At 53.1% G+C, this 22,721-nt stretch carries 22 protein-coding genes and 1 riboswitch; of the genes, 13 read left to right on the top strand and 9 right to left on the bottom strand.

Annotation, left to right across the window (positions count from 1 at the left end; all coding sequences use genetic code 11):
* Positions 1-16 precede the first annotated feature (16 nt).
* Positions 17-2,650: a PqiB family protein gene (locus tag L462_RS13945; RefSeq protein ID WP_020883414.1), complete on the bottom strand. Its 2,634-nt coding sequence runs from the start codon at positions 2,648-2,650 to the stop codon at positions 17-19.
* Positions 2,619-3,902 (bottom strand): membrane integrity lipid transport subunit YebS, encoded by a 1,284-nt coding sequence (gene yebS, locus L462_RS13950; protein WP_032678422.1) that lies wholly within the window; start codon positions 3,900-3,902, stop codon positions 2,619-2,621. The genes L462_RS13945 and yebS overlap by 32 nt, the downstream gene beginning before the upstream one ends.
* Positions 3,903-4,034: 132 nt before the next feature.
* Here yebS and L462_RS13955 point away from each other — a divergent pair, with 132 nt between their 5' ends.
* The 4 genes from L462_RS13955 to htpX all read left to right on the top strand — a co-directional run bounded on the left by L462_RS13955 (position 4,035) and on the right by htpX (position 8,458).
* Positions 4,035-4,532, top strand: coding sequence for a GAF domain-containing protein (locus L462_RS13955; protein ID WP_014170613.1), 498 nt, complete (start codon positions 4,035-4,037; stop codon positions 4,530-4,532).
* Between the two features lie 96 nt (positions 4,533-4,628).
* Positions 4,629-5,315: an RNA chaperone ProQ gene (gene proQ / locus L462_RS13960; protein WP_014170612.1), complete on the top strand. Its 687-nt coding sequence runs from the start codon at positions 4,629-4,631 to the stop codon at positions 5,313-5,315.
* A gap of 19 nt (positions 5,316-5,334) precedes the next feature.
* On the top strand, positions 5,335-7,383 hold the full coding sequence (prc, locus tag L462_RS13965; RefSeq protein ID WP_020883416.1) for a carboxy terminal-processing peptidase: 2,049 nt from the start codon (positions 5,335-5,337) through the stop codon (positions 7,381-7,383).
* Positions 7,384-7,576: 193 nt separating this feature from the next.
* Entirely contained in the window at positions 7,577-8,458 is an 882-nt protein-coding gene (gene htpX, locus L462_RS13970) for a protease HtpX (RefSeq protein WP_014170610.1), read from the top strand.
* Positions 8,459-8,506: 48 nt separating this feature from the next.
* Here the strand turns inward: htpX and L462_RS13975 are convergent, their stop codons facing one another.
* Positions 8,507-9,880, bottom strand: a complete 1,374-nt coding sequence (locus L462_RS13975; protein WP_032678421.1) for an MFS transporter — start codon at positions 9,878-9,880, stop codon at positions 8,507-8,509.
* A 178-nt stretch (positions 9,881-10,058) separates the two neighbouring features.
* On the opposite strand from L462_RS13975, the gene kdgR reads away from it, so the two are divergent.
* Positions 10,059-10,850, top strand: coding sequence for a DNA-binding transcriptional regulator KdgR (kdgR, locus tag L462_RS13980; protein WP_014170608.1), 792 nt, complete (start codon positions 10,059-10,061; stop codon positions 10,848-10,850).
* A 64-nt stretch (positions 10,851-10,914) separates the two neighbouring features.
* On the opposite strand, the gene L462_RS13985 is transcribed toward kdgR, so the two are convergent.
* Positions 10,915-11,154, bottom strand: a complete 240-nt coding sequence (locus L462_RS13985) for a YobH family protein (protein ID WP_020883418.1) — start codon at positions 11,152-11,154, stop codon at positions 10,915-10,917.
* Positions 11,155-11,313: 159 nt separating this feature from the next.
* On the opposite strand from L462_RS13985, the gene mgrB reads away from it, so the two are divergent.
* The 7 genes from mgrB (at position 11,314) to rlmA (ending at position 16,547) form a co-directional block, all read left to right on the top strand.
* The gene (gene mgrB, locus L462_RS13990; RefSeq protein ID WP_014170606.1) at positions 11,314-11,457 is read left to right on the top strand and encodes a PhoP/PhoQ regulatory lipoprotein MgrB; all 144 of its coding nucleotides are present in this window, start codon (positions 11,314-11,316) and stop codon (positions 11,455-11,457) included.
* Between the two features lie 74 nt (positions 11,458-11,531).
* Positions 11,532-11,822: a YebO family protein gene (locus L462_RS13995; RefSeq protein ID WP_020883419.1), complete on the top strand. Its 291-nt coding sequence runs from the start codon at positions 11,532-11,534 to the stop codon at positions 11,820-11,822.
* A gap of 23 nt (positions 11,823-11,845) precedes the next feature.
* Positions 11,846-12,835 carry an MBL fold metallo-hydrolase gene (locus tag L462_RS14000; RefSeq protein ID WP_032678420.1) on the top strand — a complete coding sequence of 330 codons (990 nt, stop codon included), beginning with the start codon at positions 11,846-11,848 and terminating at the stop codon, positions 12,833-12,835.
* A gap of 525 nt (positions 12,836-13,360) precedes the next feature.
* Positions 13,361-13,477, top strand: a complete 117-nt coding sequence (locus tag L462_RS0123545) for a DUF2627 domain-containing protein (protein ID WP_032611517.1) — start codon at positions 13,361-13,363, stop codon at positions 13,475-13,477.
* A 39-nt stretch (positions 13,478-13,516) separates the two neighbouring features.
* Positions 13,517-13,726, top strand: coding sequence for a transcription antiterminator/RNA stability regulator CspE (cspE, locus tag L462_RS14005; protein WP_001062678.1), 210 nt, complete (start codon positions 13,517-13,519; stop codon positions 13,724-13,726).
* 231 nt (positions 13,727-13,957) lie between these two features.
* Positions 13,958-15,664, top strand: a complete 1,707-nt coding sequence (gene ftsI, locus L462_RS14010) for a peptidoglycan glycosyltransferase FtsI (RefSeq protein ID WP_072126430.1) — start codon at positions 13,958-13,960, stop codon at positions 15,662-15,664.
* A gap of 67 nt (positions 15,665-15,731) precedes the next feature.
* Complete coding sequence (gene rlmA, locus L462_RS14015) at positions 15,732-16,547, top strand: 23S rRNA (guanine(745)-N(1))-methyltransferase (RefSeq protein WP_032678419.1); 816 nt, start codon at positions 15,732-15,734, stop codon at positions 16,545-16,547.
* On the opposite strand, the gene mntP is transcribed toward rlmA, so the two are convergent.
* The 5 genes from mntP to manX all read right to left on the bottom strand — a co-directional run bounded on the left by mntP (position 16,544) and on the right by manX (position 20,696).
* Entirely contained in the window at positions 16,544-17,110 is a 567-nt protein-coding gene (mntP, locus tag L462_RS14020; protein ID WP_014170601.1) for a manganese efflux pump MntP, read from the bottom strand. The genes rlmA and mntP overlap by 4 nt on opposite strands.
* A 10-nt stretch (positions 17,111-17,120) precedes the next feature.
* Positions 17,121-17,310, bottom strand: a riboswitch (yybP-ykoY riboswitch).
* Between the two features lie 198 nt (positions 17,311-17,508).
* Complete coding sequence (locus L462_RS14025; RefSeq protein ID WP_014170600.1) at positions 17,509-17,967, bottom strand: DUF986 family protein; 459 nt, start codon at positions 17,965-17,967, stop codon at positions 17,509-17,511.
* Between the two features lie 54 nt (positions 17,968-18,021).
* Positions 18,022-18,873: a PTS mannose transporter subunit IID gene (locus tag L462_RS14030; protein WP_006810994.1), complete on the bottom strand. Its 852-nt coding sequence runs from the start codon at positions 18,871-18,873 to the stop codon at positions 18,022-18,024.
* 12 nt (positions 18,874-18,885) lie between these two features.
* Entirely contained in the window at positions 18,886-19,686 is an 801-nt protein-coding gene (gene manY / locus L462_RS14035; RefSeq protein WP_014170599.1) for a PTS mannose transporter subunit IIC, read from the bottom strand.
* A 47-nt stretch (positions 19,687-19,733) separates the two neighbouring features.
* A complete protein-coding gene (manX, locus tag L462_RS14040; protein ID WP_014170598.1) occupies positions 19,734-20,696 on the bottom strand; it encodes a PTS mannose transporter subunit IIAB in 963 nt (320 codons plus the stop codon).
* A 462-nt stretch (positions 20,697-21,158) separates the two neighbouring features.
* Between manX and yoaE the strand changes: the two genes are divergently transcribed.
* A complete protein-coding gene (gene yoaE, locus L462_RS14045) occupies positions 21,159-22,718 on the top strand; it encodes a CNNM family cation transport protein YoaE (RefSeq protein ID WP_014170597.1) in 1,560 nt (519 codons plus the stop codon).
* Positions 22,719-22,721 lie beyond the last annotated feature (3 nt).

The following is a 22,721-nucleotide window of genomic DNA, read 5'->3' as shown; positions in this document are numbered from 1 at the left end:
CACCGGAGCCCTGAGATTAACGCGGCAGGGCAGTGCCCCATTCACGCCACTCTTTCGGCTCGCTTTCGAGCAGCAGGAAGTGTTTGCCCGGTTGCGCTTTCGGCGCCAGCGGCGTCCCCGGTGGTGTAGCGAAAGCAATACCGCCACGAATGAACTGGTTGAAGGTGCCGGTTTTAACCACCCCGCCCGTCAGACCGAAGTCCAGTGAATAGCCGGAGGCCAGCCAGAACACCGAGTTATTACGCACAAGGTGCTGGTAACGATCGCTGATGCGTAATGCCACCATCACGCGGTCAGAGAGCGTACCGAGCGTCAGGCCCGTCACTGTGCCCACCTCAATCCCGCGGAACAGCACCGGTGTGCCGATGTTCAGCGAGCCTGCTTCCGGCACTTCCACCACAATGCTCAGGCCATCCAGATAGCGAGAGTCAGTGATCGTGGCTTCCTGCAGTTCAAAGTCACGGCGAGCATTCCCTTTACCGGGTTCGACGTTGATATAAGGCTGCAGGATGGTGTCGAGGTGCTCAACGCCAGCGGCCGAAATCTGTGGCGTCACCACCGAGAAGCGGGAGCCTGAGCGGGCGAAGGTTTGAACATATTCCGGGTAGAGCACGGCGGTGGCCTGCACCTCGTTACGCGCGGTGATAAGCGTCAGCTTCTGGATCTGCCCGATATCAATACCCAGATAACGGATAGGCATCCCTTCCGCCAGCTTCCCTGCATCAAAAGCATGCAGGGTAATCTGTCCGCCAACGGCACGGGCAGCGGTTTCAGACGGGAAGAGAATACGCTTATCGCCTTTACGCAGGTTTGCACCCGCACCGCTGAGGTTATCGAAGCTGATCGCTCCGCGCAGCGCACGTGAAAGCGGGGAGGCCTGCACGGTCAGCCCGTTACCGTTAAGCTGCACTTTCGCACCACCTTCGGCCCAGAACACGCTATTCGGGGTCAGCAACTTGCGATACTCCGGTTTGATATGCAGTTCGATATCAAACGCGTCCGCATGAGGGCGTACGGCAATCACTTCCCCGACCTCAAACTTACGGTACAGCACGACGGAGCCAGCCTGGACATCAGGAAGCGTCTCGGCGCTTAGCGTCAGTGTCGTGGTTGGGAGATCGCTCATGCTGTTTTCAATCGCTTTGTCCAGGTTGGCATACAGCGGATAACTGTCGCGCACCGGGCCTTTATTGCCCGGTAAAATGCGGATCCCGCCGTTAACCCATTCGCTGGCGCTGGCACCGAGGAACTCAACGCCGTCGAGGCCAACCTTCACGTCGACGCGGCTGTTCACCACAAATTTACTGTCGCCATGGACAAGGTCGCTGTATTGCGGATCGATAGCCACCGAGAAGCTCACGCCGTTTTCAGAGAGCGTACGCTCCAGCACCTGGCCCACCTGGACGCCATGCAGAATCAGAGGCTGGCCGGCTTCGATACCGTAACTTTCAGGCGCGGTCAGTTTCACCGTTACGACGCCCGGTTTTTGCAGCAGCGCTTTATCTGCTGGCGCAACAACGAAACTGTTGCTGGGTTGACCTTCACCGGGGATCAGTTCAAACGTATTGCCGGTCAGAAGATTGCTCAGGCTGGTATCGTTCAGAGACAGTTTTGGGCTGCGCATCTCGATACGCGTTTTTTCACGCAGGAGATCAACCACGCTCGGGTCGACGGTCATCTCACCGGTCACGGAACCGCCTGGATTGAGCGTCATTTTGGTGAGCTGCCCAACCTGCAATCCCTGATACATAAGCGGTGTGGAACCCGCTTTCAGCCCTTTAGCATCGGGCAGGGCGAGTTTGACGATCACGCCGCGCTGGCTGTGCGCCAGGTCAGCATACAATCCGAAGGTATCATCTGCCGTGGCCGGGCTGGAGTTTTCCGGAGAGTCGAAGGCAACGGCACCGTTGACCAGTGCGGCCAGGCTCTCGAGCTTCACTTTGGCACCGCTCAGGCTGAGATCGGCATCCACGCCGGAGACGTTCCAGAAACGGCTGCCTTTTTTCACCAGGTTAGTGAAGCGGCGATCGATTAACACATCAATCGTCACGCCCTGTTTATTCGGGTTGATGGCGTAATCATAAACGCGACCTACCGGAATTTTACGGTAATAAACCAGTGAGCCACTGTTGAGGGAACCCAAATCCGGTGCCTGCAGATGGATCATCAGATCGCCGTTATTCAGTCGGTATTTTGGTTGGGTATCCAGCGCAACAAAGTGATCCTGCGGTTCACCTTTACCCGGCATCATGCCGATGTAGTTACCGCCAACCAGTGCATCCAGCCCTGAAACACCCGCCAGAGAGGCCTTAGGCGTTACCAGCCAGAACTGCGTTTCGCTGCGCAGCGCATCCTGCATATCGGACTTAATGCTGGCGCGGACCTGAATTTTATTCAGCCCTTTTCCAAGGCTGATGTCCTGAACGGTACCCACCTCAACCCCCTGGAAGCGGACAGGGGTTCGCCCGGCCACAATGCCGTCGGCAGACTGGAAGTCAATGGTGATGGTGCTTCCGCGATCTTCATAGCTCGTCCAGATAAGCCAGCCTGCAATCATCAGGGCGATGACAGGCAGCAACCAGAATGGAGAAATGCGGCGTTTTGTTTTAATTCTCGCTTCAGTCGGCGAAGCGGGCGTTTCCTGACTCATGTGCATCCCAAAGTAAGCGGCTATCCAGCCATTCCACAGCAAGAATAGTCAATATCACCGCGGAGCCGAAATAAAAAGCTGCGGGTCCCATTGTAAAAGCCAATAACTGGTCGCGATTGATCAGCGACATCATCAACGAAATCACGAACAGATCCAACATCGACCAGCGGCCAATCCAGGTGACGAATCGCAAAAGCAGAATTCGGGTACGTAAACCTTGCTCACATTTGAAGTGAATACTCAGGAGCAGGGTAAACATCACCACCACTTTGGTAAACGGCACCAGAATACTGGCGATAAACACAATTGCCGCCACCCCCACGTTGCTGTGGGCGAGGGAGATGATCCCGGAGAGGATGGTATCCTCCTGGCGCCCACCATTCACGTAAATGATGGAAATCGGCAGCATATTGGCCGGGATCAAAAAGACCAGCGAGGCAATCAGCGCGGCCCAGCATTTTTGCAGGCTGTTGTTGCGCCGCAGTCTCAGGGGAATATGACACCGCGGGCAACGGCCACGTGGGTCGGGCAAGCCAGTATAGTGACACCCCAGACAGACCCGGAGACTTTCATCCGGTCGCGTGGCCGGGCGCTGAGGGTAAAAGCGCTCCCAGAGCTGTTCGACGTTCAGATGAATGAGTGTGAGGATGCTGAGCAAGACCAGACAAATAAATGCAAAGAGTCCGACTCCGGGCTGCAAGAATGCATAGTCCTGGACTTTTATGGACGCCACGCCGACGCCCACCAGGTAGATATCCAGCATGACCCACTCTTTCAGTTTGTCCAGCATCAGCAACACGGGGCGGAGATTCATCCCCAGAATGTTACCCAACCAAAGATAGGCAATGGCGGCGACCAGCACCAGCGGCGCGCCGACCGTACAGAAAAGCACCATGGCGGCAGTGAGCGGGTCGCCCTGGCGCGTCATCTGCCAGATCCCCTGCAGTACGTTGGCATCAATACGCACACCAAGCAGGTACAGCTTCAGCAGCGGTTCGCCCCAGGCAAACGGCATAAGAAGCAGCATGGTGATGGCCATCGCGGCGAGACGGGTCAGCGACCAGTCGCGTCCGTCGCGAATTTTAGCGTCGCAGCGGGGGCAAAAAGCACTTTCATGCGATTTCATCTTCGGCAACATAAAAAGCGTATCGCACTGCGGGCAACGCTGATAATGTGCACGAGGCAAAGCTTCGCTTACCGTATGGACAGTTATCTTTTTTGTCGGCGTAATTTTGGTTGTTTTTAAGGCCATCAGCTGCGCACAAATAAGTATTGTTGAACGTTATATTAACTCATGAACGGATTCATCTTGAGCATGAGCGCATTTAATGCTTATTTTAATAGGCTATGCGGTAATTTTGTAAGACAACTAAGTGATTGAATAATGAACAAAACAGAATTCTACGCGGATCTTAACCGCGATTTTAAGGCATTGATGGCGGGTGAGACCAGCTTCTTAGCCACTCTGGCAAATACTAGCGCATTGCTGTTTGAACGGCTATCAGACGTTAACTGGGCCGGCTTTTACCTTCTGGAAGGTGAAACGCTGGTGCTTGGCCCGTTCCAGGGGAAAATTGCCTGCGTGCGTATTCCCGTAGGACGTGGCGTTTGTGGTACAGCGGTCGCGACTAATCAGGTACAGCGCGTCGAAGACGTCCATGCGTTTGACGGACACATTGCCTGTGACGCAGCCAGTAATTCTGAAATCGTTCTGCCTCTGGTGGTAAAAAATCAGATTATTGGCGTTCTGGATATCGACAGCACGGTCTTCAGTCGCTTCACAACCGAGGACGAACAAGGGCTGCGCGAGCTGGTGGCGAACCTAGAAAACGTTCTCGCCGCAACCGATTATCAAAAATTCTTTGCGAGCGTAGCAGGATAATCAACGGATAACGTAGCATTTACTGATAGCGTCATTATAATGACGCCTGTTCATGCCTGCGCTTGTTGGCAACGTCCGTTGTAATCAGGAAATTTCATGGAAAATCAACCTAAGTTGAATAGCAGTAAAGAAGTTATCGCATTTCTGGCCGAGCGTTTCCCACAGTGCTTCAGTGCTGAAGGTGAAGCTCGTCCCCTGAAAGTCGGTATTTTTCAGGATCTGGTGGCACGCGTTGAGGGGGAAATGAACCTCAGCAAAACTCAGCTTCGTTCCGCCTTACGTCTTTATACTTCGAGCTGGCGTTACCTGTACGGTATCAAAGCGGGCGCGACGCGTGTTGATCTTGACGGCAACCCTTGTGGTGAGCTGGACGAGCAGCACGTTGAGCACGCACGTAAACAGCTGGAAGAAGCCAAAGCACGCGTTCAGGCACAACGTGCAGAACAGCAAGCGAAAAAACGCGAAGCCGCAGCGGCAAACGGCCAGGAAGAAGCGCCTCGTCGTGAGCGTAAACCACGCCCAGCGCCGCGTCGTAACGATAATAACGATCGCAAACCGCGTGCTGACAAACCAGCAGCTAAAGCCCCGCGCGCCCCTCGTGAAGAGCCGCGCCATACGCCGGTTTCTGACATTAACGCCCTGAGCGTGGGTCAGGCACTGAAGGTGAAAGCGGGTAACAACGCAATGGACGCCACCGTACTGGAAATCACCAAAGATGGCGTTCGTGTACAGCTGACTTCTGGTATGTCAATGATTGTACGCGCAGAACACTTGTTGTTCTGAAACGGAGGCCAAGCCTGGCATGAACACTTTTTTTAAGCTCACCGCGTTGGCGGGCCTGTTTGCTATAACAGGCCATGCTTTCGCAGTGGACGATATCACGCGTGTTGATCAAATTCCGGTCCTCAAGGAAGAGACGCAGCACGCGACGGTGAGCGAGCGTGTGACCTCACGCTTCACCCGTTCGCACTATCGTCAGTTCGATCTCGATCAGGCCTTTTCGGCCAAAATCTTTGACCGCTATCTGAACTTGCTGGATTACAGCCATAACGTATTGCTCGCCAGCGATGTCGAGCAGTTCGCTAAGCGTAAATCCGGGGTGGGTGACGAGTTGCGTTCAGGCAAGCTGGATCTGTTCTACGATCTCTATAACCTGTCGCAAAAGCGCCGCTTTGAACGCTATCAGTATGCGCTGAAAGTGCTGGAACGTCCGATGGACTTCACCGGCAACGACACCTTTAATCTGGACCGCAGCAAAGCGCCCTGGCCGAAAGACGAAGCCGAGCTGAATGCGCTGTGGGATGGAAAAGTAAAATACGACGAGCTGAGCCTTAAGCTGACCGGCAAAGATGAAAAAGAGATCCGTGACACGCTGACGCGTCGTTACAAATTCGCTATTCGTCGTCTGGCTCAGACCAATAGTGAAGATGTTTTCTCACTGGCGATGACCGCTTTCGCTCACGAAATCGATCCGCATACCAATTATCTCTCGCCTCGCAATACCGAACAGTTTAATACCGAAATGAGCCTGTCTCTGGAAGGTATCGGTGCGGTGCTGCAGATGGACGATGATTACACCGTGATCAACTCAATGGTCGCCGGTGGCCCGGCGTCGAAAAGCAAAGCGATAAGCGTAGGCGATCGCATTGTTGGTGTGGGTCAAACCGGACAGAACATGGTCGATGTGATCGGCTGGCGTCTGGATGATGTGGTTGCGCTGATCAAAGGTCCGAAAGGCAGCAAAGTTCGCCTTGAAATTCTGCCAGCCGGTAAAGGCACCAAAACCCGTATCGTTACCCTGACGCGTGAGCGTATCCGCCTGGAAGACCGCGCGGTGAAAATGTCGGTGAAGACCGTGGGTAAAGAGAAGGTGGGTGTTCTGGATATCCCGGGCTTCTACGTCGGGCTGACTGATGATGTAAAAGTCCAGCTGCAGAAGCTTGAAAAGCAGAACGTGAGCAGCGTCATCATCGACTTGCGCAGCAACGGTGGTGGGGCGCTGACCGAAGCGGTTTCACTGTCCGGGCTGTTTATCCCGTCTGGTCCGGTGGTTCAGGTGCGCGATAACAACGGTAAAGTACGTGAAGATGCCGACAATGATGGTGTGGTCTACTACAAAGGCCCGCTGGTGGTCTTGGTCGATCGCTTCAGTGCTTCCGCGTCTGAAATCTTTGCCGCCGCTATGCAGGACTATGGCCGTGCGCTGATTGTCGGTGAGCCGACATTTGGTAAAGGTACCGTACAGCAGTATCGTTCTCTGAATCGTATCTACGATCAGATGCTGCGTCCGGAATGGCCTGCACTGGGTTCGGTTCAGTACACCATTCAGAAATTCTATCGTGTGAACGGTGGCAGTACGCAGCGTAAAGGCGTGACGCCGGATATCATGATGCCGACAGGCACGGAAGAGACTGAAACCGGCGAGAAGTTTGAAGATAACGCATTGCCGTGGGATAGCATTAACGCCGCGACCTACGTGAAAGCGGGTGATATGACGCAGTTTGGTCCTGAACTGCTGAAAGCGCACAACGATCGCATCGCCAAAGATCCGGAATTCCAGTACATCATGAAGGACATTGCTCGTTTCAATGCCCTGAAAGATAAGCGGAATATTGTTTCTCTCAACTACGCTCAGCGTGAGAAAGAGAACAACGAAGATGATGCAACGCGTCTGGCGCGTATCAACGATCGCTTCAAGCGTGAAGGTAAGCCTCTGCTTAAGAAACTGGACGATCTGCCAAAAGATTACCAGGAGCCGGATCCTTACCTCGACGAGACGGTGCATATCGCTCTTGACCTGGCGAATCAGGAAAAGGCGAAGCCCGCCGTGCAACCCGCACCGGCAAAATAATCCCCCAACAGGCACAAGAAATTGTGCCTGTTTCTTTTTGTTCCGCATTCTCCCGTCAGGCAAATTTCCAATTGTGTAAAGTTGTGTCTTTCTGGTGACTTACGCCCGATGGATGCTTGAAAATAGCCGTAATACCCATACGATGTGGGTAATCGCATAGTGCGCTTTGTTAAACTGAGGTTAAAAGAAAATTATGATGCGAATCGCGCTCTTCCTGCTCACCAACCTTGCGGTGATGGTGGTTTTCGGGCTCGTGCTAAGCCTGACAGGAATTCAGTCGAGCAGCGTTCAGGGTCTGTTGATTATGGCGCTGCTGTTTGGTTTTGGTGGCTCATTCGTTTCACTTCTGATGTCGAAATGGATGGCACTGAAATCGGTAGGTGGTGAAGTCATTGAGCAACCGCGTAACGATATGGAACAGTGGCTGATGAATACTGTGGCTCAGCAATCGCAGCAGGCGGGTATCGCCATGCCGCAGGTGGCCATTTACCACGCGCCAGATATTAACGCCTTTGCCACAGGTGCCCGCCGTGATGCGTCTCTGGTTGCCGTCAGCACCGGGTTGTTGCAGAACATGAGCCGTGACGAAGCCGAAGCGGTTATCGCTCACGAAATCAGCCATATCGCGAACGGCGACATGGTCACCATGACCCTGATCCAGGGCGTAGTGAACACCTTTGTTATCTTCATCTCCCGTATTCTGGCGCAGATCGCGGCAGGCTTTATGGGCGGGAACCGCGATGAAGGGGAAGAGAGCAACGGCAACCCGCTGATCTACTTCGCGGTTGCGACGGTACTGGAGCTGGTATTCGGTATTCTGGCCAGCATCATCACCATGTGGTTCTCCCGTCACCGTGAGTTCCATGCGGATGCCGGCTCGGCGAAACTGGTTGGCCGTGAGAAGATGATTGCCGCGCTGCAGCGTCTGAAAACCAGCTATGAACCGCAGGAAGCGACCAGCATTATGGCATTCTGCATTAACGGTAAATCAAAATCGCTGAGCGAGCTGTTTATGAGTCACCCGCCGCTGGATAAACGTATTGAAGCGCTGCGCAGTGGTGAATACCTGAAGTAACGCTAAGAAGAGCAATGAGCCGGGCTGGAGATATCCGCCCGGCTTTTTTTATGCCTGTACTCTGGGCTGGGTAATGCGCAGCCCGCTGATGATGGCGGCGAGGGTGGCAAGGGCGCCTGCGGTGAAAAGTGCAACGTGGTTGCCATTTTGCCCGGCAAGATTAAACATCAGCGCGACCAGGGCCGCGCCGGTGCTTTGTCCCAGCAGACGTGCGGTGCCCAACATACCGCTGGCACCACCGCTGCGATGGCGCGGCGCTGAGGTGATGATGGTGTGGTTGTTAGGCGACTGGAACAGACCGAACCCTGCACCGCACAGGATCATGCGCCAGATGATATCCAGATCGGTGGGTGATGAGGGGAGTAGTGCGAGTGCGAACAGCCCCGTGGCCATGACGGCAAGCCCCAGCGCGCCAAGCAATCCGGCGTGGACGCGCTCAATCAAATACCCTGCCAGCGGCGCCATTACCATCGTCGCCAGTGGCCACGGCGTTAACAGCAGTCCGGTCTCGACTTCAGTACGTCCCACCACACTTTGCAGGAAGAAGGGCAGAGAGACCAGGGCCAGCATCTGAGCGCAGAATGAGCAAACAGAAGTACAAATCGAGAGAGAAAAAAGAGGAATACGCAGCAGGTCGACAGGCAATAAAGGGACAGGGAGCGCGAGCTGGCGGCGTACAAAGAAGAAGCCAATCACCAGCAGCGCAATGAGCTCCGCGGCGGTAAGTATAAGGGACTGACCTTGTGCAAAGCCGCTCAGGGCAGTAATCAGCAGGCCAAAGGTCAGGGCATTCATCACTGCGCTGATAAGGTCAAAGCGTGGCATCGTGCTTTTGGGACCGTTCGCGGGAAGATAGCGCAGAGCAAAGAAGAGGGCCACAATACCCAGCGGTACGTTAATGGCGAATAACCATTGCCAGGACGCGACAGAGAGTATGGCCGCCGCAAGGGTTGGCCCGGCCGCAGACGAGACGGCGACAATAAACGAGTTTATCCCCATACCGCGTCCCAGATGACGCTGCGGATAGATTAAGCGGATCAACGCTGTGTTGACGCTCATCAGTGCCGCCCCCCCAAAACCCTGCGCTATGCGCGCAAACGTCAGAGTATGCAGCGAATCAGAAAGGGCACAGAAAAGTGAAGTAAAGGTGAATACCAGCAGGCCGCATTGATACACCCGTCGGTAACCGAACATATCGCCCAGGAAAGAGAACGAGAGCAGTGAAACCACGATCGCTATCTGGTAGGCATTGACTATCCATATAGAACTGGCAGGGGAGGCATGCAGGTCGCTGGCAATGGTTGGCAGGGCAACGTTAGCGATTGCACCGTCAAGGACGGCCATTGAAATACCGATAACAATCGTGGCGATAGCGCCATACCGCTGAGGCAAAGGCAGGCCATCGGACAGGTTTTTTTCCATTAGGGATGAAAAGCTCAGTGTGAAATTATTCTCAGGGTAACTATTTTAGCATCGTTATTTCAGTTTTATGTCGCAGATTTGTAACGAAGTAAACGAGGATCGATTGCAGGTAACATGAGGGGAATTTATAATAAAAACCGGTTCTGATTTTTATAAAACACTCTCTATGAGGTGGTAAATGGCAATTGCAGATTTGGATAAACAGCCAGATTCTGTTTCTTCCGTGCTGAAGGTGTTTGGCATCTTACAGGCGCTCGGAGAAGAGCGTGAAATTGGTATTACAGAGTTGTCGCAGCGTGTGATGATGTCGAAAAGCACCGTTTATCGCTTTTTGCAAACCATGAAGTCACTGGGTTACGTCGCACAGGAAGGCGAGTCTGAAAAGTATTCTCTGACGCTGAAACTGTTCGAGCTCGGGGCCCGTGCGCTGCAAAACGTGGATTTGATCCGCAGCGCAGATATCCAGATGCGTGAGATCTCTCGCCTGACCAAAGAGACTATCCACCTGGGGGCACTGGATGAAGACAGCATTGTCTACATCCATAAAATCGACTCCATGTACAACCTGCGCATGTATTCACGCATCGGTCGTCGTAATCCGCTTTACAGTACCGCGATTGGCAAAGTGCTGCTGGCGTGGCGCGATCGCGAAGAAGTGAAGCAGATCCTCGAAGGCGTGGAATATAAGCGCAGCACTGAACGCACTATTACCAGCACTGACGAGTTATTGGCCGTGCTCGATAAAGTACGTGAGCAGGGGTATGGCGAAGATAACGAAGAGCAGGAAGAAGGGTTGCGCTGTATCGGTGTGCCGGTATTTGACCGCTTTGGCGTTGTCATTGCCGGGCTGAGTATCTCTTTCCCGACCCTGCGCTTTTCTGAAGAACGTCTGCATGAGTATGTGGCGATTCTCCATACAGCCGCACGCAAGATTTCTGAACAAATGGGCTATAACGACTACCCGTTCTGATCCTTACAGGCACAAAAAACGCCGCACACAGTGCGGCGTTTTTTATCAGTATCAATCGGGGTGATTAGCCGTTATCAATGACGACGGATGTTTTACGCAGAACCGGGCAGTTGGTTAAACCAATGATCCCGCTGTCTGAATGAATATATTGTGCCGTGCTCATGCCCTGCGCGGTCATGTATTTGCATTGAATACCTAATCCAGCGGCGTTTTCGGTGCTTCCCACAAGCACGCCATAGCCGGTTAACAGAAGGCCAACCCATACTACGGCCAGTGCAATAATTGTACGAATGATTAAATGCATCATTGCCTCTTTATCTTTGTTGTCATGCAGTAAGCCTAAACGGTTTACTCTATGAAACAAGTGCATGATTCTGAAAACGACCAGATGGCGGTACAGTTAGTCCTTGTTTAAGATAGCCGTGATAACCTGGTTATATCGGGCCTTTAGACGGAGTGTGGAGTGAAAAAAATACGCTGGGTGATTCTGATTATTGTGCTGGTAGCCTGTGTGGTGTTGTGGACGCAGACTATCAATGTGATGTGCGATCAGGATGTACAGTTTTTTAGCGGCGTTTGCGCAATCAATAAGTTTATTCCGTGGTAACACGCATTTTTTCTCAAGGTGATTTCCTTCCTTCGCACCAGTGGTAAGATAGACGTTTTTATTGAGGTGGTGAAATGGGTGAGTTACTGAATTCAGGGCTGCTAAATATGGCATCCCTGATGATCTCGTTGGTTGTTCTGCTGGTGGGGCTTGTCATTTGGTTTTTCGTAAACCGTGCCAGTTCCCGTACAAACGAGCAGATCGAACTGCTGGAAGCGCTGCTTGACCAACAAAAACGTCAGAACGCGCTGTTACGTCGTCTGTGTGAGGCTAACGAACCAGAAGAGAAAGCGTCGGCGAAAGACGCGGTTGCTGAAGACAACACTGAGCAGGATGACTTTATCCGCCTGGTGGCTGAGCGTTAATTTGTCTTATCCGGGAGGTGGCTGTGGTCTGGAAAAATCCCTGGTATGACCCCTCCCTGAAACATCACACACCGAACGGTTTTCGTAATACTGACTCCGTCGGGCATCAGCCCGGTGACGTTGATCGCTGGCGAAAAGCGCGCAAAGAAGCTGGCTTACCCCGCCCCCCGGCAAACGGATATGAGGACTTTATCCGCCAGTGGTGGCAGCCGGCAACGCTTAAGCAGCCGCAGGAAAATGGGGTATGGTGGCTCGGACACGCAAGCCTGTTGTTGCACATTGATGGCAACACCCTGCTGACCGACCCCGTTTTTTCTCGCCGCGCCTCTCCCTTACCTTTCCTCGGACCACAACGTAAAACGCCTCCCGCTCTGTCTGTCGAACAGCTCCAGCAGCTCGATGCAGTGGTTATCTCCCATAATCATTACGATCATCTGGATGACGCGACCATTCGCCGGATCCTTAAACGCTTTCCCGACGTCACTCTGTTTGTTCCCTTAGGTCTGGCAGACTGGTGTCGCCGCCGGGGGGCAAGACGCATTGTTGAGCTCGACTGGTGGCAGAGTTTCACCTGGCAGGGGATAACGCTGTCCGCCGTACCGGCGCAGCACTGGAGTATGCGCACGCTCTGGAACCGCAATCGCTCCCTGTGGTGTGGCTGGGTGTTTGAAGGGCGGCATCATCGTTTCTGGTTTAGCGGCGACACGGGCTATTCACCTGAACTGCTGCGAATACCGGAAAGGCTGGGTAAAATTGACGCCGCGGCGTTGCCCGTTGGCGCTTATGCACCACGGTGGTTCATGGCCGTACATCATATGGATCCGCAATCTGCTGTTGCGTTGTGGCAACAGTTGGGATGCCCACTGGCGTTTCCCATTCACTGGGGCGTGTTTGAACTGGCTGATGAATCGCTTGATGACCCCGTGCGAGAGTTAACTGCAGTCCTCGATAATTTAGCACCGGTTAATAATTCCTTCAGGATACTGAAAATTGGTGAATATTTATCCTTATAAACGAAGCGCTGGATTGTTGCATATATTCTGTATGTCTAAGGTCTAAAGAATGTTTTATTTTTATCGAAACGTTTTGCTTGCCTTGTTTTGATGCAGAGTCATAAAAATTTCATTATTTTGGTGCATAACATTCTTTATTAGCTGGTGCTTTTTAATACAGTTTAGCGTGAAGGATTAACATTGTATTTCCACTGTAACAATACAGGGGCGTTACAATGATTTAAGCATAAGTTTTCACAAATTGTTCTAACTCAATCAATGTAGGGGTTTTTCTTAGCGGGTTGCTGGACGCACTGGAATGATTGAGCTATGTTAAAAAAGTCTTAGATAACAGCGGTTGTGAAAGCAACGGCGAGTCTGTGTAAGTGAGCAGGGCTGTCCATTTGTCATGCGCATAATTGTGCAAAAGCATACCGGCACAGTTCGAATTTGTGCGGCGGATCGAGACATGTTTAAAAATGGCTTGCCATATTAAACATAGTGTGTGATAACACGTTTTGGGTCAAACGAGGTACAGTTCTGTTTATGTGTGGCATTTTCAGTAAAGAAGTCCTGAGTAAACACGTTGTCGTTGAATACCGCTTCTCTGCCGAACCTTATATTAGTGCCTCATGCAGTAATGTCTCAGTTTTATCTCAGTAATGCCTGCGGGCTAAGAAAACACTCTAAGGAATTTTGCAAATGGCAAAGATTAAAGGTCAAGTTAAGTGGTTCAACGAGTCTAAAGGTTTTGGTTTCATTACTCCTGCTGACGGCAGCAAAGACGTGTTCGTACACTTCTCTGCAATCCAGGGTAACGGCTTCAAAACTCTGGCTGAAGGCCAGAACGTTGAGTTCGAAATTCAGGACGGCCAGAAAGGCCCAGCTGCAGTTAACGTAACTGCTATCTGATCGAACCACTGCTGACTGAAGCACGTAGTACTTCACTCTCAGACATAAAGCCTCGCATATAGCGGGGCTTTTTTATGTGCCTTATCTTTCAAAATATTACCATCCCCGCTCTTGTTAGTAACTTGTTGCAAAGCTACGAGGTTAGTAGCACTGTTTTCCCTCCCTCTGGCCGTCTTTTCCCGTTAAATCAGGGCGTTGTTTAACAGTCCTGGGGTTCAGGTGAAGAAGAAAATGATAACGACCGCCGGCAATTTCACGCCGGCGCGTTTTGCGCTGCTCTGTTTAGCCATTTTTTGCAGTCTGGCGTTTTTGCTGGGCCGCGTTGCCTGGCTGCAAATTATTAAACCTGACAACCTGGTCAAGCAGGAGGATATGCGATCGCTACGCGAACTGCCGATTGATGCTCCCCGCGGAATGATCATGGATCGTGAGGGCCGGCCGCTGGCGGTCAGTGTCCCGGTCAGGGCCGTGTGGGCCGACCCAAAAACGGTGCTGGCAAAAGGGGGCGTGGGCTTTGACGATCGCTGGCAGGCGCTGGCGAATGCGTTACATCTCTCCCTGAACACCCTGTCATCACGGATAAACGCGAATCCACAGGGGAGGTTCATCTACCTTGCCCGGCAGGTGGATCCTGCTCAGGCAAAATGGATCGATAAGCTGAATTTGCCGGGTATCAATTTACGCGATGAATCACGCCGTTTTTATCCTGCCGGGCATGTGGCGGCAAACCTGATTGGTTTCACCAATATTGACGGTCAGGGTATTGAGGGGGTGGAGAAAAGTTTCAACACCCAGCTAACAGGCAAGCCGGGCGTCCGCCAGGTCAGAGAAGACCGTTACGGTCGCGTGGTGGAGAATCTGACGGAAGTCGCGCCGGTGCCTGCGCACAATATTCAGCTCAGTATTGATGAGCGCCTGCAAACCATCACCGAAGATGCGCTAGATAACGCAGTGGCCTGGAACAAGGCGGAGTCGGGGGCATCAGTGCTCATTAATATCCCCACCGGTGAAATCCTCGCGATGGCGAGCTATCCGGATTTCAACCCCAATAACCGCCAGGGCGCGACAATAGACGATTTTCGTAACCGTGCCATCAGCGATACGTTCGAGCCAGGTTCAACCGTGAAGCCGCTTGTGCTGATGACGGCATTGCAACAGGGGCTGGTGCAGCCTGACAGCGTCATTGACACCCATCCGTATATGCTTGACGGGCACCGCATTCGGGATGTGGGTTACTACCCTGAACTCTCGATGACCGGGATCCTGCAAAAATCGAGCGACACCGGCGTATCTCGCCTCTCGCTGGCGATGCCTGTTCAGCACCTGATTGATACCTACCGGAACTTTGGTTTTGGTACAAACACCGGGCTTGGCTTAACCGGCGAGAGCGCCGGTCTGTTACCCCAGCGTAAATACTGGAGCCAGCTCGACAGAGCGACCTTCGCCTTTGGCTATGGTCTGATGGTCACCCCCCTCCAGCTGGCGCACGTCTATGCCACCATCGGCGGCTTCGGGCTGGAACGGCCCCTCTCAATTACCCGTATCGATCCACCCGTTATCGGGCACAGAGTCATGCCGGAAGAGATTGCTCATCAGGTCGAGCATATGATGGAGAGCGTTGCGCTGCCGGGCGGGGGCGGCGTTAAGGCTGCGGTGCGTGATTACCGTGTGGCGGTGAAAACCGGTACGGCGAAGAAAATCGATGATAGCGGCAAATATGTCGATAAATACGTTGCCTATACCGCGGGCGTCGCGCCTGCCAGCGATCCGCGTTTTGCGCTGGTGGTCGTGATTAACGATCCTCAAAACGGGGCGTACTATGGCGGCGCCGTCTCCGCACCGGTATTCAGCGAGATTATGGGTAACGTATTGCGTCTTGAGAACGTCAAACCCGATGGTCTGGCGCCTGATTCCTCGCACCTTATCGTCATGCGTTAACCCAGGCGTTTTATACCGGGGCGAATAGCGGTACACTTCGCCCTTTGATTTACGCCCCGGAGCTGCCATGTCCTTCAGTTGTCCCCTTTGCCACGCGCGTCTGACGCGATCAGAAAAAAGTTATGCCTGTCCGCAGGGACATCAGTTTGATATGGCAAAAGAAGGCTACGTGAATCTTCTGCCAGTGCAGCATAAGCGCTCGCGCGATCCGGGTGACAGTGCTGAGATGATGCAGGCACGCCGGGCATTTCTCGACGCCGGGCACTATCAGCCACTCAGAGAGGCCGTCGCGCAATTGCTGGAAGATAATCTGACTGACAGTGCAGCAGGCGTGCTGGATATTGGCTGCGGGGAAGGGTATTACACCGCGCGGTTTGCTGAGGTTGCACAAGAGAAGGGCGCGCAGACATTTGGTCTGGATGTTTCCAAAGTGGCTATCCGCGCGGCGGCAAAACGCTACTCCGGCGTGACGTTCTGCGTGGCATCGAGCCACCGACTGCCGTTTGACGATGCCAGCATGGATGCGGTTATCCGCATCTATGCGCCCTGTAAGGCGCAGGAGCTGGCACGCGTTATCAAACCGGGCGGATGGGTCATTACCGTCACGCCAGGTCCCCGACATCTGATGGAGCTTAAAGGGCTTATCTATGATGAGGTTCGGCTGCATGCGCCACATTCTGAGCAACTGGCGGGCTTTACGCTGAAGCAGGAGCAGACGCTGGCCTACGAGATGAACCTGGCAGGGGACGAAGCTGTAGCGTTGTTGCAGATGACGCCATTTGCATGGCGGGCGAAACCGGACGTGTGGGAAACCTTAGCGGAGCAAACAACGTTTCGCTGCCAGACGGATTTCAGTATCCACTGCTGGCAGCGCGAAGATTAACCGGCGAAGTGTGCCCAGAGGATCTGGGCACCAATGCCAATCAGCACGATACCGCCCAGGATCTCGGCGCGTTTGCCCAGCAGGGGGCCAATAAACCGGCCAACCATCATTCCCAGCGTCGACATAATCAGCGTGGCACAACCAATGGCCAGCGCGGTCGCAATAATATTGACCTGCAGGAATGCCAGGCCCACACCGACGGCCATGGCGTCGAGACTGGTGGCGATGGCAGTGGTCACCAGCAGCCAGAAACCGTGGCGGTGCTGCGGCTCGTCTTCCTCATCGCCATTGCCACGAAAACCTTCAATCACCATTCGCCCCCCCAGAAATACGAGCAGCACGAAAGCGATCCAGTGGTTCCACTCCAGTATGAACTGGCTTGCCAGCATACCAAGACCCCAGCCGATGAGCGGTGTCAGCGTTTCGATAGCACCAAAGATAAGGCCTGTGCGTAGCGCTTCAGAGAATTTGGGTTTGTGCAGCGAGGCACCTTTACCGATGGAAGCGGCAAAAGCGTCCATGGACATACCGAAAGCAAGAAGAAGGGTTGCGGAGATATTCATTAAAGCGTCCAGACCGGGAGATATCCATATGACACATCACTGCCCCCAGTAAACAGCAGTTGATGTATCTATGGTCTCGCCTGACCGCCTTGCACAAATCTGTGCGGCAAACGGTCCGTACGTGCCACGTTTTTCAACGAGTATGTTGACACGTACATTTCCTGCGAACAGGAAATCAGCTACTCCCCAACGACGGGCGCAACCTTAACATATTTTGAGAATATAAAACAACAATGAAACGGTATTATTTCGTCAAGGTGTTGATAACGATTTTCATTAAGATTTATACGTGAAAATAACGTTAATAAATATAAGAGAAATGACAGAATGGAATATAGCTTTGGCTATATCAGGTGCGCAAAATAAACGCAGAATATAGCCAAAGCTATGTGGTTAACTTACTGAGTTTTAAGCATAAGTTTGTATATTCTTTCCAGGTCGTCAATATTCTTGACCCGAATAAGCAGCCGGCGTTGCTCTAATTGCATCACCAGTACACCGTCTTCCGATAAATTCATCTCTTTAATACGGTTATATTCTATCCATACATTGGCGAAGAAAAACCCGCGGCTTTTAAAAATGATTTTCGGAACACGGATCCAGAACAGATAAATCGCCATTAATGCCAGCGCACATAATAACCATGTGGTTAATATTGCACCATGACCGGTCACGTTGTTGTATATAAGAATGACGATGAGACCGGCGAAGATAAACGCATCCACGCGGCCGCGTCGCAGAAGGGGCAGGGAGAGCAGCGTTTCGCCGTGGCGGCGGGGCATGATGAACTCGTCATAGATCGCATATGCCAGAAGGGCCACAATAAACAAAACCAGTACGATGTCCGTGACAGTCATTCATCCTCCAGATAAAAAAACCGGGGGCAAGCCCCCGGCGTATTACGTGATGTCTTACAGGCCCAGCAGACCGACAGCGTAGCCCGCGATACCGATGACGAAGAAGCCAACAATGATCCACAGCGGGTTAACTTTCTTACGCAGCAGCCACATACAGGCGAAGGTCAGCAGGAGCGGTACCAGACCCGGCATCAGCTGGTCCAGAATCGTCTGCACGGTGGTAACACGGGTCTGACCATCTTGACCGGTGATGGTGGACACCACCAGCGGGATGTTCACGTGCGTCCACTTGTTAACCAGTGCCCCCATGACAAACAGGCCGAGGATTGACGCCCCCTCAGTCAATTTCTGCAGGAAGCCGCCGCCCATATCCTTAACGATGTCCACCCCTTTACGGTAACCGTAAGCCACACCGTAGTAACGGGTCAGCAGACGTACCGCATTGAACAGGATGAAGAACAGCAGTGGCCCAAGCAGGCTTCCGCTCATGGCGATACCGGCACCCAGCGCCGCGAAGACCGGACGCACGGTACCCCAGAAGATCGGGTCACCGACGCCTGCCAGCGGACCCATCAGACCGACTTTGATACCGTTGATGGCACCATCGTCAATCTCTGCGCCGTTTGCACGCTGCTCTTCCATCGCCAACGTCACGCCCAGAACCGGAGCCGCCACATAAGGATGGGTGTTAAAGAATTCCAGGTGACGCTTAATCGCCTGACGGCGCGCTTCGTTGTTTTCCGGATACAGGCGTTTGATAGCCGGTACCATGGAGAAACAGAAGCCCAGCGCCTGCATACGTTCGAAGTTCCATGAACCCTGAAACAGGTTAGAACGGATGAACACGCCACGAATATCACCCGGAGTGAGTTTTTTCTCGGTGGTAGTTTTTGTCATATCAACCATTTCGCTCACCTGCTAGTCCAGTTCGTTATCGAGATCGTTATTACCAGCAGCCTGCGCTGGGGCACCCGCAACGCGGTTATATTTCGGGCTGAGCTGGATGTAGAGAATCGCCATCACTGCACCAATCACACCCAGCGCAACCAGGTTGAAGTTGGTGAACGCAGCAGTAACGAAGCCGAGGTAGAAGAACGGCATCAGGTAGCCTGCGCGCATCATATTGATAACCATCGCATAACCAACCACCACAATCATACCGCCTGCGATGTTCAGACCGCCGGTGACCACTTCTGGAATGGCGTTCAGCATGCTCTGTACCTCGCTGGTACCGACGGAGATCGCAACGATAACGGCCGGGATCGCGATACGCATCGCCTGCAGGAACAGGGACGAGACGTGGATCCAGGAGAGCGCCGTCAGGTTGCCATTTTCGGCCGCCTTATCCGCCGCGTGCTGGAAAGCCACGGTGATAGTACGCACGATGATGGTCAGTACCTGACCTGCTGCTGCCAGCGGGATGGCCAGGGCAATACCTGCACCGATACTCTGGTGACCGGCAATAACCAGAACCGTAGAAATGATGGACGCCAGCGCGGCATCAGGCGCAACTGCCGCACCGATGTTCATCCAGCCCAGGGCGATCATTTCCAGGGTACCACCGATGATGATCCCGGTTTTCATATCACCCAGAACGGCACCAATCAACGTACAGGCCACCAGAGGGCGGTGGAACTGAAATTCATCAAGTACGGATTCCATACCCGCAATACACGCGACGATGAACACCAGCACAATCTGAAGAGTGGTAATCTCCATTGTACTTCTCCTATTACATAAGCTTTATGTGAAAAACCGGCGCGGGCTTATTTCCCAACTTTACCGATCAGATCCATCATTTTCAGTTTCTGATCCGTGGAAACCTTACGGGCTTCCAGTTCGATACCGCGTGCATTCAGCTTGTTGAATGCCTCGATATCTTTCGCATCGACTGAAATGGCGTTGTTGACCTGCGTTTTGCCCTGACGGAATGCCATACCACCAATGTTTACGGAGGTAATTTTCACGCCGCCTTCAACCAGGCGTTCAACGTCTGTCGGGTTTGTGAACAGCAGCATCACGCGCTCACCCGCATATTTCGGGTTGTTATAAACGCGGATCATTTTGGCGACATCCACCACGTGCGCGGTAACGCCAGGAGGAGCAACCTGTGTCAGAAGGGTTTTACGTACGGTATCAGCAGCAACTTCATCGCTGACGACAATAATGCGTCGAACGTTGGTCTCTTTGGTCCAGCGCGTTGCCACCTGGCCGTGGATTAAACGGTCATCGATACGGGCAAGGCCGATCACCATGTAATCATTCGGGCCCATGGGCTTCGCCGGGGCTGCGGCTTTCGGCGCCGCGGCCACTGGAGCAGGCTTCTCAACCGGTTGTGCTTTCAGCGCTTTCACGCCTTCGCGACCGGTTTCAACTGCCAGAGCGACCAGTTCATCAAAACTCGGATTGTCGTCGCGTGCCATGAAGGTTTCCACCAACATGGGGATATTCACCCCGGCGACAACTTCATAATGCTCTTTATCGACGACAATGCGGCTGGCAGCATTGAACGGACTGCCTCCCCATGTATCAACGAGAAACAGCACGCCTTTGCTGGTATCCAGTTTCTGCAGTTGAGCAGTGTACTTCTCAATCAGCGTTTCAGCGTTTTCACCGGGAACGAAATCGATCCAGCCGACGTTTTCCTGCTCACCCAACAGCATCTCTGCTGTTTTGAGTAACTGCTCTGCAGCCCAACCATGTGTGCCTATGACAATAGCAATGGTCACTTGCTACCTCCTTTTATTATCATTAATACGCCTGCCAGGCAGTCGCACTGTGAATCGTATCTGGCCAACCGAATCGATTCAGAAAAGGGTTAGAGTTAAAAAACTAAGACTTCCGCGAATTATTTTAGATAGTGAAAAAATAATTTATGTGATGAAGATCCGTAATTTAGCTATGGGTTACAGAATTATCTGTAAGGTAAAGCAGCTGTGTTACAGATCTTTGCAAAGGAACGTAAATCTTTGCTAAAAACGCATTGTCTCTGATATGTTTAGCCTCCGTTTAATTGTTCAGGAGTATAGGGCTACAGCCCACTATATGGACCGTCACCGACGTCAGTCATCCTCCAGGCCATTCCGCGCCTGTTTCACCGGCGATCCTCGCCACGTATCGACTCTGTCTGCCTCTGTTTTGCCCACGTTGAGTGGGGCACCGTTTGGTCATTCCGTTAGCAGGAGCGTTTCATGGAATTCTTAATGGACCCGTCAATCTGGGTGGGATTGCTCACGCTGGTCGTGCTTGAGATTGTTCTCGGCATTGATAACCTGGTGTTTATTGCCATCCTTGCGGACAAACTGCCGCCAAAACAACGTGATAAAGCGCGTCTGATCGGCCTCTCTCTGGCACTGGTCATGCGTCTGGCACTGCTGTCCGTGATCTCGTGGATGGTTACGCTGACGAAGCCGCTTTTTTCTGTCATGGATTTCACCTTCTCCGGCCGTGATTTGATCATGCTGCTCGGGGGGATATTCCTGCTTTTCAAAGCGACGACAGAGCTTCACGAGCGGCTGGAAAATCGCCAGCACGATGATGGACACGGTAAAGGCTATGCCAGCTTTTGGGTCGTGGTACTGCAGATCGTGGTGCTTGATGCGGTCTTCTCGCTGGATGCGGTGATCACGGCTGTCGGCATGGTGAACCACCTCCCGGTGATGATGGCTGCGGTGGTTATCGCGATGGCGGTGATGCTGCTGGCGTCTAAGCCACTGACGCGCTTTGTGAATCAGCATCCGACGGTCGTGGTGCTCTGCCTTAGCTTCCTGCTGATGATTGGTCTGAGCCTGGTGGCGGAAGGTTTTGGCTTCCATATACCAAAAGGCTACCTGTACGCAGCCATTGGCTTCTCGATCCTCATCGAGCTGTTTAACCAGATTGCACGACATAACTTTATCAAGCAGCAGTCTACCCAGCCGCTGCGTGCGCGTACGGCTGATGCGATTCTGCGTCTGATGGGCGGTCGCCGTCAGGTCAACGTGCAGAATGACAATGAAAGCCGTAACCCGGTTCCCGTCCCGGAAGGGGCATTTGTGGAAGAAGAGCGCTATATGATTAACGGCGTGCTCTCCCTGGCCTCCCGCTCGCTGCGCGGCATCATGACCCCGCGCGGTGAAATCAGCTGGGTCGATTCCCGCCTGAGCGTTGATGAGATTCGCCAGCAGTTGCTCTCTTCACCGCATAGCCTGTTCCCGGTATGCCGGGGTGAACTGGACGAGATCATCGGCGTGGTGCGTGCGAAAGAGATGCTGGTGGCGCTGGAAGAGGGGATTAACGTCGAAGCCGTCGCCGCCGCATCACCGGCGATTGTGGTGCCGGAAACGCTGGATCCTATCAACCTGCTTGGCGTCCTGCGCCGCGCACGCGGTAGCTTTGTTATCGTCACCAATGAATTTGGTGTGGTGCAGGGTCTGGTGACGCCGCTCGACGTACTTGAAGCCATTGCCGGTGAATTCCCGGATGCGGATGAAACCCCGGAAATTGTCTCCGACGGTGACGGCTGGCTGGTGAAAGGCACCACCGATCTGCACGCGCTACAGCACACGCTGGGTCTGGAAAACATCATCAACGATGAAGAGGACATTGCGACCGTGGCTGGGCTGGTTATTGCCGTCAACGGACAAATTCCGCGAACCGGCGATATCATCGAACTGCCTCCGCTGCAGATCACGATAATCGAAGCGAATGACTATCGCGTCGATATGGTGCGCATTGTTAAAGAGCAGTCGGCCCACGACGAAGAAGAGTAACTG

The sequence above is a fragment of the Enterobacter sp. BIDMC 26 genome (genome assembly GCF_000534435.1).
GTDB lineage: Bacteria > Pseudomonadota > Gammaproteobacteria > Enterobacterales > Enterobacteriaceae > Enterobacter > Enterobacter ludwigii.
Note: the sequence above shows the minus strand (reverse complement) of the source record. Positions and strands in the feature narration are given on the sequence as shown.

Coding starts and splice junctions, on each gene's coding strand:
- kdgR (WP_014170608.1), top strand. CDS start 10,059: ATGGCAATTGCAGATTTGGATAAACAGCCAGATTCTGTTTCTTCCGTG.
- htpX (WP_014170610.1), top strand. CDS start 7,577: ATGATGCGAATCGCGCTCTTCCTGCTCACCAACCTTGCGGTGATGGTG.
- L462_RS13995 (WP_020883419.1), top strand. CDS start 11,532: ATGGGTGAGTTACTGAATTCAGGGCTGCTAAATATGGCATCCCTGATG.
- mntP (WP_014170601.1), bottom strand. CDS start 17,110: ATGAATATCTCCGCAACCCTTCTTCTTGCTTTCGGTATGTCCATGGAC.
- yebS (WP_032678422.1), bottom strand. CDS start 3,902: ATGGCCTTAAAAACAACCAAAATTACGCCGACAAAAAAGATAACTGTC.
- prc (WP_020883416.1), top strand. CDS start 5,335: ATGAACACTTTTTTTAAGCTCACCGCGTTGGCGGGCCTGTTTGCTATA.
- rlmA (WP_032678419.1), top strand. CDS start 15,732: ATGTCCTTCAGTTGTCCCCTTTGCCACGCGCGTCTGACGCGATCAGAA.
- L462_RS13945 (WP_020883414.1), bottom strand. CDS start 2,650: ATGAGTCAGGAAACGCCCGCTTCGCCGACTGAAGCGAGAATTAAAACA.
- L462_RS14030 (WP_006810994.1), bottom strand. CDS start 18,873: ATGGTTGATATGACAAAAACTACCACCGAGAAAAAACTCACTCCGGGT.
- cspE (WP_001062678.1), top strand. CDS start 13,517: ATGGCAAAGATTAAAGGTCAAGTTAAGTGGTTCAACGAGTCTAAAGGT.
- L462_RS14025 (WP_014170600.1), bottom strand. CDS start 17,967: ATGACTGTCACGGACATCGTACTGGTTTTGTTTATTGTGGCCCTTCTG.
- L462_RS0123545 (WP_032611517.1), top strand. CDS start 13,361: ATGTGTGGCATTTTCAGTAAAGAAGTCCTGAGTAAACACGTTGTCGTT.
- ftsI (WP_072126430.1), top strand. CDS start 13,958: ATGATAACGACCGCCGGCAATTTCACGCCGGCGCGTTTTGCGCTGCTC.
- L462_RS13985 (WP_020883418.1), bottom strand. CDS start 11,154: ATGCATTTAATCATTCGTACAATTATTGCACTGGCCGTAGTATGGGTT.
- L462_RS13955 (WP_014170613.1), top strand. CDS start 4,035: ATGAACAAAACAGAATTCTACGCGGATCTTAACCGCGATTTTAAGGCA.
- L462_RS13975 (WP_032678421.1), bottom strand. CDS start 9,880: ATGGAAAAAAACCTGTCCGATGGCCTGCCTTTGCCTCAGCGGTATGGC.
- manY (WP_014170599.1), bottom strand. CDS start 19,686: ATGGAGATTACCACTCTTCAGATTGTGCTGGTGTTCATCGTCGCGTGT.
- proQ (WP_014170612.1), top strand. CDS start 4,629: ATGGAAAATCAACCTAAGTTGAATAGCAGTAAAGAAGTTATCGCATTT.
- yoaE (WP_014170597.1), top strand. CDS start 21,159: ATGGAATTCTTAATGGACCCGTCAATCTGGGTGGGATTGCTCACGCTG.